The sequence below is a fragment of the Nocardia sp. NPDC004718 genome (assembly GCF_053601535.1).
The window spans coordinates 1-10,140 of record NZ_JBSGCA010000101.1; the positions used below are offsets into that span (position 1 = coordinate 1).

Below are 10,140 nucleotides of genomic sequence, written 5' to 3' on the forward strand. Positions count from 1 at the left end.
GTCCGAAACGGTTGCCGGCGACCTACCGGCGCACCCAGGGCGTGCGGCACCTGCTCGGCGCTCTGGATCTGTCGACCGGCAAGCTCCACTATCGGCAGCGCGGCCCGGGGTTGGGCGCCTTGCCGGCGCGCGGCGCGCTGCCGTAAACCCGGCGGGCGGCCAGCCTCGGGCGGCTATGTCCGGAATCCAAGGTGCAGCGAGGAATAGTCAAGACTTGTGGGTGAGTTGAGCTGCGACTCACGGCGAGTGGTGCTGCTGAATGTTGGTTCTGGCGGTGTTGCGGATCCGCTTGGTGCGACCGCTGTGTGCGAGGATGTCGAGGGCGGCGGTGTCCGATGCTTCGGCAGTTTTGAGCTGGAGCCAGTTGGATGATTCGAGCAGGGCGTCCGGATGCCAAGGCTGCCCCAGCATGACGGCTCGGAAGAGGGACCACTCTCGCAGGCGCTGGGTCAGCAACGGGTAGCGGATTGTGGCCCGCGTCATCATCTCGGCCCAAGGCTCGTAGGCAGGCTGGGGGTGGAGTTCATCGGCTCGGCGGTCAAGGTGCCGCAGGACCGCGGACTGGGCCACGTTCTGGTCGGAGTCGGTGAGGACTTCGCTGACCATGCCAGCCTCGTCGGCATCGGTGACCTGCTCCAGCATCCTCAGGTAGGCCCAGAAGCGGAGGTGCTCGGCCGGCTCCTCCTGGGGGGTGTTCTGGTGGTTCATGCGGCCTGTTCCTGCCGCTCGACCAGGACGCCGTTCTCGAATCTGGCGCCGGCGCGGACCAGGGGGACCAGGTGGGCGCCTTTGATCGCGCGCCAGCGGTCCTGGGCAGACTCGACAAGCTTGAACACCATGGCAAGGGCTGCAGCCGGGCTGCCCGCGCCGCGCGTGACCTTGGTCCGCAACTTGACCGACGAGAACGTCGACTCGATGGGATTGGTGGTACGCAGATGGATCCAGTGCTCGGCCGGGAAGTCGTAGAACGCCAGCAGCTCGTCCCGGTCGTCGGTGATCTTCGCGACGGCCTTGGGCCACTTCGCGTTGTAGGTCTTCGCGAACGCCTCGATCGCTCGCTCGGCATGAGCGCGGTCCTCGGCGTTGTAGATCTCCTGCATCGCCTTCGTCGCGCCAGGCTGTGCGGATTTCGGAAGCACGTTCGAGACGTTGCGCGCCTTGTGAACCCAGCACCTTTGGTGCCGTGCGGAGGGAAACACCTCGGCCAGCGCTTTCCACAGGCCCATTGCTCCGTCACCGACCACCAGCTTCGGGTCGCGCATGCCCCGGCGGCGGCAGTCGCGCAGCAGGTCGGCCCACGACTCGGTGGACTCCCGCAGGCCCTCGGCGAGCGCGATCAACTCCTTGGTGCCGTCAAGGCGCACCCCGAGCAGGACCAGCACACAGCTGTGCGCCTGGCCGAGCCGGACTTTGGGGTGCACGCCGTCAGCCCACACGTAGACGAAGTCGCGCTCCGACAGGTCCCGGTCCTGGAAGGCGGCGTGGTCGTCCCGCCACTGCCTGGTCAGCCGGGTCACGGTCGCCGCCGACAGACCAGCCGCCGAGCCGAGGAACTGCTCCAGCGCGGGCACGAAGTCCCCCGACGACAGTCCGTGCAGGTAGAGCAGGGGCAGCACCTCGGAGATCTTCGGCGACTTGCGACACCACGGGGCCAGAATCTTCGAGGAGAACTGCTTCCGATCGCCGGTCGCCGCGTCCACCCGGCGGTCGTTCACCCGGGGCGCGGTGACCTCGACCGGCCCGGCCGCGGTGCCCACGGTCCGAGGCCGGTGATGGCCGTTGCGGACCACCATGCGGTGCCCACGCTCGTCTCGCTCGGCAGCCAACTCGGCTATGTACTGGTTGACTTCCGCCTCCAGCGCCGCGGCCAGCATCCGGCGTGCGCCCTCGCGGACGATCTCGTCGATCAGAGAGCCGTCTCGCGTGGCGGCGTCGTCATTCACTACGGTGAGCACGGGCGTACCTTCCCGGCCGGCACTCGCAATGCCGGCCTACTCGGTGACCATCAAAGGATCATTCGGGAAGGTACGCCCTCCGCGTGCCCCTCCCGGAACTGATCCACAAGTCCTGAGCATTGCTCAGGTGCAGCCCGATCTGGCACATCCACCGTGCGAGCGGCGGGACCATCGCGGGGTGCTGATGACTCCGTGCTTCGAGAGCGGGGGCAGATCGTGCCGTGGGTGGCACCATTGCGGCAGATCGGAACCAACCGTGCCGGTCAGCTCGGCGGCGGTCGCGGTGCTAACCTCGGCGTCCAGGGCGCGGCGGCGGTTTCCGCAGCCAGGGTCGGATCCGCACCCGAGCAGTTCTACGGCGACCACAAGTGGAACGTCAAAGACCTCGTCGCACAGGACCGCTCCGACGTCCAACACCGCGTCGCTATGACCGCGCTTATCATCGCACCGATCGGCGTTTTCTTCGCGGTGCTCACCGCCTACGAGACGCTGTGCTATTACGGGCGCGAATAGGCTCGATCGCCGCATTCGATGGTTGGTCACGGGCGCTTGAGCCCCAGTCCCACAGAGCTTGCAACACCGGAGCAAGCGCGCGTCCGCGCTCGGTGATCGTATAGCACACCCGCGGTGGCCACCCGGGTCTGCGGGTCCGATCGATGACTCCGGCCCTGGTCAGCTGGGTCAGCCGATCGGTGAGGACCTTGTCCGACAGGCTGGGTAGCGCCCGCGCGAGGTCGCTGAATCCGTGTGGTCCGTGGAGGAGTTCGAGGACGACAAGGGTGGTCCATCTTCCACGTAACGCGGCAAGGGTGATCTCCACCGGGCACTCCGGGTCGGGCGCGGCATCGGGCCTCTGGCAGCTGTCGAGCAACTCCGTCGAGGCGTAACCAACCGTTTGGTGAGCCACGAATGGCCTCCTTAGCGTCACTGTCGCGAACACAGCTAGAGACGCCCTGAAGTCGCCTCCGCGATCTAGGGTGCGGCGCCTCGGCTGCGGTTCGAATTATAGGAACCACTACCAATCCGGTGATATGGCCGGTGGAGGACACGACATGACGCTGGAGCACGAGAAGTTGGCGGCCGCGGAAACCGTCACCAGGATTTTTCACGCATTGGACGCGCACGACTGGGGCACGATCAGCGCGCTCACTGCGGACCCCGTCGATATCGATTACCCATCCAAGGAGGGCGGCCCGGAGACGCTGCGCACCGCCGATTTCCTGGCCGGGCTGCGGGGATTCCTTCCGGGGTTCGATGCCACGCAGCATCTGCTCGGTCCGATCGTGGTCGAGATGGGTACCCGTATCACGGCGACGGCTCGGTTCCATGCCCGGGTCACCCACCTGCTCACCGAGGTCGCCGGCGAACAGATCTGGGTGATCGGATGCCACTACACCGTCGGCCTCGCACGGCTGGACGACACCTGGAAGGTGTCATCGTCCCGGGTCCAGATGTCGTACGAGGAAGGCAGCCGGGAGCTGGAGTCCAAGGCGCGCCGACGGGTGAGCACATCACCGGTTCACGCATGTCGCGTATCGGGGGTCTGATGAGCCCTGATGGGTCAGGGTGGGTCATGCGTTGCAGATGTTCAAGGGTCGTCGTGGGCTCGCCTGCCTCCATTACGGTTGAGGGCTGTCGGTAACTCCTGAAGACTGGATCTGGCACAGACTTCGGGCTCTGGCGCAGTCTTCGTGATCCCGGGAGTTGGCGTGTTGTCGGTGGAGTGTCAGGCTTGGTAATGGTGTCGGGGGTGTTCGGGTGATGTTGTTTAGAAGTTGTTGCCGCACTTGGCTGATCTGGTGATAGAAGCAGTCGACAGCGAGGGAGGTGGGCTGGTTCTCCGGGCTGGTCGCATAATCCGGAGTTCTACCGGCGCCAGGCGCAGCGATTCAGTACCTGGAACACGCCGCGGATGGTGTGTTGTTTCGACGCGTCGGATCCCGATCGGCTCAAGCTGCCGCGCGGCGTGGCCGAGGAAGCCGCCGCCCTTGTCGCGCAGGCCGGCGGTGTCCTGGACATCGCCGGCGACATGCCCACCCCCGCACCGATCAGCGCTGCATTCACCGGAACTCTCACCGAGACCGAAACCGGCGCAGTGCAAGCCATGACCGGCCACGACAACGGGATACTCGTCGCCCCACCTGGTGCTGGGAAGACCGTTATGGCCTGCGCTCTGATTGCGCACTACCAGGTCCCGACCGTGGTGATCGTGAACCGTGCAGAGCTGTTGACCCAGTGGCGCGAGCGGCTTGCGGAGTTCCTCGACCTGGGCGACGGCGCGGTCGGTTCAGCAGGGTCGGGCAAGGACCGTCGGCACCGCGTCGTTGATGTGATCATGCTGCAGACCCTCGCCCATCGCGGCGCACCAGCGGACCTCCTCGACGGGTACGGGCTCGCTGTGGTCGACGAGTGTCATTGTGTCGGCGCGCCGGCCCCGGCCGCAGCGATCGGCCGCGCAAGAATTCCACGCTGGATCGGGCTGTCGGCGACTCCGTACCGGGCCGACCAGATGGATTCCATCATCACGATGCAATGTGACCCCATCCGGCACGAACTCATCGACACCAGCACCTTCGCGAAGGTACCACGTCGTGCACACCACGGACTTCACTACCGGTGAGAGTGGCACCGACGGTGCTTCTATGGCCGAGATCTACAACCAGCTGGCCCGCGACACCGCACGGAACGCGCAGATCGCCGCCGACATCGTCGACGCCGTCACCCGTGGCCGGACCGTGCTGGCGCTCACCAACCGCCTAGAGCATCTCACTGCTCTCGACCACGTGCTGCGGGCCCATAAGATCAGCGCGCTGCAACTGCATGGCGGGATGCGGCGCCGCGAACGCGCCGACACGCTCGCCGCCCTGCGCGACGGCAACGACGGAAAACCGATCGTGCTGCTGGCCATCGACAAGCTGATCGGGCAGGGCTTCGACGCGCCGGTGTTGGACACCGTCTTCCTCGCGATGCCGATAGCGTTCAAGCCCCGGTCATCCAGCAGGTCGGGCGCATCATGCGCCACACTGAAGCCCGCAAACTGCACGTCGAAGCCCACGACTACCTCGACACCGCGGTGGCCACATTGCAGAAGATGCACCGCAAACGACGCCGCACCCTGCACTCACGCGACTTCCTCACCGTCACCGCCGCCGACCTACCCGGGACCGACCTGTTCACCACCATGACCGTTCCAGCAGTCGACAGCCCCTCCGACAGCAACGGCTTTTCGGCTTCGAGCACCGCCGGGATCCGTGCGTGGGCTATCGAGCAAGGGCTGACCACGGCTCGGTCCGGGCCATTGTCGGCCGCGATCAAACGTGCCTGGCACGCTCGCGGCAATCAATGAGAAGTTGCCACACCGCCTGTCTCGCACCCTGACCCACCGGAAAAGCGAAGTTGTGCCCGATATTCCCGAGAATCCCGAAGAGGTCCAGCGGCGTGCGAACGCGTGATGCTGGCATACCTGACCGACGCGATACCGACCGCATCCGATGTCGGGCATCTGGCCTCCCCGACGGCGTCGCTGCATGCCGAGTCGCTGGCATTGCAGGCCATGGAGAACCTGACGAGGCAGACCGGCTACGTCGGCGACTGGCGTTCACTGAACTGCCGGACAACGAGGTGTTCTCATTCCTCGCGCCCACGATGCTTCAACTGCCGCGTTCCCTGCGCGCCCGGCTCGCCGGCCGGGAACCGATCCTGCCGCTCGACGCGGACCCGCGATTCGTCGCCCACCCTCTGGCTCCGGCGTTCGTCCCACTCGCCCGCAGGCGGTCGCTGAGACCGGTCCATCCAACCCGTGGCCTGAAGTGCAGCATCTCGCCTCCACGAAACCGGGGGAACATCACAGTCTCCGAGAAAACGGGGGAAGCACACCCTCATGGGCAACCCCCTCCAACGAGTGTGCCAGTAGATGAGGGATACCGCCACGCAGCGGAGCCAACCCCAGATCTCTCATGCCGACACACCCCGACACTCTCCAAGCCGATCACGCACGAGCTTCCCGCGGCCAGGCCGACCTGACCAACACAGCCCACGCGAACCCGAGCCCCGACACACCGCCCCCGTACGAGGACGACGACGCCGACACCGACGCGTTCGAATCCACCCTCGCCGCCTACCTCACCAACCCCACCTGGCAGGCCACGCACAGAGCCTGAGTCAAAGTTGGGAACCCGCGATCGCCCACTCCGTAGGACCCGTATACGAGGAATCGGCCCGCGGTGGCCACTTGACATGTCAGGGTGGCGTGGGAGGCTGCTGGGTGAGGTCGGGGTCTGAAGCATCGAGTTCGGGCACTGGCCGTAACGCCGCAGGTTCGGTCGTGACGCCAGGGCTGGGCCTGCGGTGCCGTGTCTGGTGAAGGTCTCCCCCGGCGTGAATGCGGTGATACGGTCGGGCTCGGCCACTCGGGGCGCTGGTGAACGATCGGGTACTCGTGATCGACGAACTGCACAATGTCCTGGCGGGCCGCAGCGGCACGGTCCGGCGGGAGTTTCTGAACCTGTTGCGGTTCCTCGGCAACGAGCTGCGGATCCCGCTGGTGGGGGTCGGCACTAACGACGCCTACCTGGCGCTCCGCTCGGATCCGCAGCTGGAGAACCGGTTCGCCCCGTTCATCCTTCCCCGCTGGCAACCCGACGCCCAAGGGTATGCGCTGTTGGCCAGCTTCGCCGCCGCGTTCCCGGTGCGCCGGTCATCGCCGATCGCGACCGTGGAAATGGCCACCTACCTGCTGACCCGCAGCGAGGGCACCATCGGCGAGCTGACCACACTGCTGACCGACGCCGCGATCGCGGCGATCGAGTCCGGAGAGGAAGCGATCAACCAGAAGACCCTGGTGCTGGCGCCCTACGTCGGACCGACCGAACGCCGCCGGATGTTCGAACGAGACCTGGCGTGAGCGCACCACCGCGCTGGCCGCTGCATCCGCAGCCGGATCTGCTGGAGTCGCTATCGTCCTGGCTGGAGCGGCTGGCCAGGATCTACCGGATGCCGGTCAAAACTCTGCTGGCCTCGCTCGGGCCCGAGATGCCCGCGCACATGGTCGACAACGACTGGTGGGAGGTCCCCGAACCGCTGGTGAAAGCCCTGGCCGAGAGGACCGGGGTCGAGCCGGCGCTTCTGCGGACGATGACGTTGGGCGGCTGGGCGGGCTCACTGCTGGACAAGTATGCGGGGCGTGAGTCCGATGCGCAGGAGGTGTTCGACACCTACGTGCGGGAGAACTCGGTGCTGCTGCGGCCCGGTGAGGCCGGACGCAACCACGTGAACGACCGGCACTGGCGCGGGACTTGGCTGCCGGGCCCGCAATTCCGGCTGCGGCACTGCCCGGTCTGCTACACCGACCCGGACCGGCCACGAGCGCTGGCCTGGAGACTGCCGCTGGTGAGCGGGTGCGCCGAGCACCGATGCCTGCTCATCAACGCCACCGAGACCTGGAAACCTGCACCTGCCCGAACACAAACGCCCGCAACCGGTCCCGGTTCCCGACCCACTGGCGAGCCTGGACCGGTACACCTATCCAGGGCCTGACCACCGGCCGAGTGCGGTTGCCGGGCCGAACGATCGACGTCGCGGTGTGGATGCGCCTGCTACGGACCCTGATCGACGAGGTCAGCATGCTCGGCCGCCGACAAGACACCCGAGAGCGGCTCGAACTGATCTGGCAGACCACCGGCCGCGGGCCACGCGGCGGGCTGATCGTATGGAAACCCTACGACCTGATGGACCCGCCGATGCAGGAAGCGATGCGGCACGCCGCGGCGGTCGCCCTCGAACTCGTCGTGGCACGGAGGATCACCGCCGAAGGCGATTTCGCTTCGGCGGTGGTGACCCCACCGCATGCTCCGGTCTACGAGGGCGACAGACCGACACCGCTGGTGAGCGTGTGGAGGCAGGCGATCACCGAGGTGACTGCGGCGATCGACCGCGCTCGCTTCGATCCGGCCACCGCGCAGCAGCTGCTCGCGCTGGCGACGCTCTCGATACGGACGCTCGAGCACTTCGAGCGCGAACGCGACTTCCTGGTCGAGCTCGGCATCCCCACCGACTTCCTGCCCACGACCACGAGTACGCCACCCGGCTGTGCCCGATGTGCGATAACGACGTCTACGCGGTGATCCGCACCATGGGCGTGCGAATAGACGGACTCCCCTCACCGATGCGCATCGGGCCTGGTCCGCCGGGAGCCACGTCCGTTGATGTCGTCAAATGACCCTTTGACGACATACTCACGAGAGGGCCTCCCGCCCCCTCGAATCATGCGGGAACGGTGCACCCGATCCAATGCGATCCATTCCCGATTGACGACAGGGTTGTGACTCGCGGTGATAAGTGGTGGTGATTCCGCGCCGCCAGATGGCGCCGATGGATCCTCCGTGGCCCGGCCCGAGAGGTGGCGGGGATGCTCTTACTGGCCGTCGCCTAGAGTGAAGAGTCGATGCTGTATCGACCGATCGAACGAAATACGGGCGCGTTCCAGCAACCACCGACCGAGCGCGAGTTGCAGGCGATGGCAACCCGGATCTTCGGTGCCGGTACCCAGATCACCTCGGTGGTCGAGCTGGCCGACGGCATGTACAACAATACTTTCCGAGTCGACATCGGAGCCGATCGTCCGGTGATCCTGCGCATCGCTCCCGAGCCGAGACGCCAGCACCGCATCGAACCGGAACTGATGCGCAACGAGCACTCCACCATCCCCTACCTCGCACCGATCGCCCCACTGATGCCACAGATCCTCGGCATCGACTTCACCCACGCCGTCATCGGACGCGACTTCATGTTCCAGACACAGCTCGATGGCATTCCGGCACCAGCGGGAATGAGGAACTATCCCGCTGCCCAGCTACCCGGGTTCTTCCAGCAGATCGGAGCGTGGGCAAGATTGATACACGAGGTGTCCGGGCCGGGATTCGGACGAGTCGCTGGCCCGCACTACCCGACCTGGAGCGAGGCGCTGATCGCTTGGTTCGAATGCGCGGTCGCCGATCTGACCGATGCCGGACTGGATGCCGCCGACGCCCAGCAGGTGATCGGTATGCTCGACCGCCACCGCGACGTGCTCGACGGCATACGCACGCCGCGGTTGCTGCACGGCGACCTGTGGATCGTGAACCTGATCCTCGCCGAGTCCGCTGACCGGCCGACCATCACCGGCATCGTCGACAACGACCGAACCTGGTGGGGCGACCCCGAAGCCGACTGGCCGATCTTCATGGCACTCCGCAAACCAGGCACCCAGCGAGACGCATTCTGGGATGCCTACGGCCGCCTCGACGATAGCCCCGAAGCCCGATGGCGCCGCCGGATCTACCACGCCCGCCACACGCTCTCGATACGCCTGGAATACAGTCGCCGTCTCTCCCCCGGCTCTGAACCCATCACCACTACATACCAAGACCTGCGACAGCTTCTCGCGCAACCGCATCCACACCGCTGAAGATCACCATGCGTTTGGTCGCGCGCACTGTTGCGGGTCAGTAACGAACGTTCACGAGACACGCTGGGGCGCAGCGCGTTTCCGCAGGGCACATCTGTAAAGGTTGCCGTGTGCGCGGCAGTGTCAACCTGTCGGGGGTTGGCGATACATTCCCGGGTCATGCGAATCGGCTACGGGCGCGTCTCGACGCGCGATCAGCACCCCGAAGCACAACACGACGCGCTCACCGCGGCCGGCTGCGAGACGATCCTCGTGGACAAGGCGTCCGGGAAGCTCGCGACCCGGCCTGAGCTGGGCAAGGCGCTGCTGTCGGCCAACCGTGCCGGTGATCAGCTGGTGGTCACCAAGCTGGACCGGCTCGGCCGCTCGCTCGAGCACCTGACCGAGCTGTCCAACACCCTCCAGGCACGTGGAGTGGACCTGGTGGTCCTGGACCAGGGCATCGACACCTCCACCGCAGTGGGGCGAATATTCTTCCAGATCCTCGGCGCGATCGCCGAATTCGAGCACGCCTTGATGTCGGAGCGCACCCGCGACGGGCTGGCCGCCGCCCGCGCTCGAGGTCGCACCGGTGGGCAGAAACCCAAGCTCGGGCCGCGGCAGGTGCAGCTGGCCCGGGCGATGTACGACGAACTCGATCAGGCCGGCAAACGCCAACTTGTTGAATCGGGGCCGGAGTTCGTGGTCTGCAGCCATGATCTTCGAGGCTGCGGTCGGGGTCGCTCGGCAAACACCTGTCGC

13 protein-coding genes are annotated in these 10,140 nt (G+C 66.3%); 10 read left to right on the forward strand and 3 right to left on the reverse strand.

Going from position 1 to position 10,140, the window contains the following annotated elements; all coding sequences use genetic code 11:
* Window positions 1–237: 237 nt before the first annotated feature.
* Window positions 238–708: a hypothetical protein gene (locus ACWEH3_RS35020; protein ID WP_450026315.1), complete on the reverse strand. Its 471-nt coding sequence runs from the start codon at window positions 706–708 to the stop codon at window positions 238–240.
* The gene (locus ACWEH3_RS35025; protein WP_450026314.1) at window positions 705–1,955 is read right to left on the reverse strand and encodes an IS256 family transposase; all 1,251 of its coding nucleotides are present in this window, start codon (window positions 1,953–1,955) and stop codon (window positions 705–707) included. Before ACWEH3_RS35025 ends, ACWEH3_RS35020 begins: the two co-directional genes overlap by 4 nt.
* A gap of 225 nt (window positions 1,956–2,180) precedes the next feature.
* Between ACWEH3_RS35025 and ACWEH3_RS35030 the strand changes: the two genes are divergently transcribed.
* Window positions 2,181–2,468 carry a hypothetical protein gene (locus tag ACWEH3_RS35030; protein WP_450026313.1) on the forward strand — a complete coding sequence of 96 codons (288 nt, stop codon included), beginning with the start codon at window positions 2,181–2,183 and terminating at the stop codon, window positions 2,466–2,468.
* Here the strand turns inward: ACWEH3_RS35030 and ACWEH3_RS35035 are convergent.
* The gene (locus tag ACWEH3_RS35035) at window positions 2,428–2,895 is read right to left on the reverse strand and encodes a winged helix-turn-helix transcriptional regulator (protein WP_452358485.1); all 468 of its coding nucleotides are present in this window, start codon (window positions 2,893–2,895) and stop codon (window positions 2,428–2,430) included. The genes ACWEH3_RS35030 and ACWEH3_RS35035 overlap by 41 nt on opposite strands.
* Before the next feature lie 112 nt (window positions 2,896–3,007).
* Here ACWEH3_RS35035 and ACWEH3_RS35040 point away from each other — a divergent pair, with 112 nt between their 5' ends.
* From ACWEH3_RS35040 to ACWEH3_RS35080, 9 genes are all read left to right on the forward strand, one after another.
* Complete coding sequence (locus ACWEH3_RS35040; RefSeq protein ID WP_450026311.1) at window positions 3,008–3,502, forward strand: nuclear transport factor 2 family protein; 495 nt, start codon at window positions 3,008–3,010, stop codon at window positions 3,500–3,502.
* Window positions 3,503–3,921: 419 nt separating this feature from the next.
* Window positions 3,922–4,575 (forward strand): DEAD/DEAH box helicase, encoded by a 654-nt coding sequence (locus ACWEH3_RS35045; RefSeq protein WP_450026309.1) that lies wholly within the window; start codon window positions 3,922–3,924, stop codon window positions 4,573–4,575.
* A 22-nt stretch (window positions 4,576–4,597) separates the two neighbouring features.
* Window positions 4,598–5,140 (forward strand): helicase-related protein, encoded by a 543-nt coding sequence (locus ACWEH3_RS35050; protein ID WP_450026307.1) that lies wholly within the window; start codon window positions 4,598–4,600, stop codon window positions 5,138–5,140.
* A gap of 771 nt (window positions 5,141–5,911) precedes the next feature.
* Entirely contained in the window at window positions 5,912–6,115 is a 204-nt protein-coding gene (locus tag ACWEH3_RS35055; RefSeq protein ID WP_450026305.1) for a hypothetical protein, read from the forward strand.
* A gap of 260 nt (window positions 6,116–6,375) precedes the next feature.
* On the forward strand, window positions 6,376–6,858 hold the full coding sequence (locus ACWEH3_RS35060) for a TniB family NTP-binding protein (protein ID WP_450026303.1): 483 nt from the start codon (window positions 6,376–6,378) through the stop codon (window positions 6,856–6,858).
* Window positions 6,855–7,490, forward strand: coding sequence for a TniQ family protein (locus ACWEH3_RS35065; protein WP_450026301.1), 636 nt, complete (start codon window positions 6,855–6,857; stop codon window positions 7,488–7,490). Before ACWEH3_RS35060 ends, ACWEH3_RS35065 begins: the two co-directional genes overlap by 4 nt.
* Before the next feature lie 17 nt (window positions 7,491–7,507).
* A complete protein-coding gene (locus ACWEH3_RS35070; protein WP_452358486.1) occupies window positions 7,508–8,077 on the forward strand; it encodes a hypothetical protein in 570 nt (189 codons plus the stop codon).
* A 320-nt stretch (window positions 8,078–8,397) separates the two neighbouring features.
* Window positions 8,398–9,399 (forward strand): phosphotransferase family protein, encoded by a 1,002-nt coding sequence (locus ACWEH3_RS35075; protein ID WP_450026297.1) that lies wholly within the window; start codon window positions 8,398–8,400, stop codon window positions 9,397–9,399.
* 159 nt (window positions 9,400–9,558) lie between these two features.
* The coding region (locus ACWEH3_RS35080; RefSeq protein WP_450026295.1) for a recombinase family protein at window positions 9,559–10,140 on the forward strand (582 nt) is incomplete at its 3' end.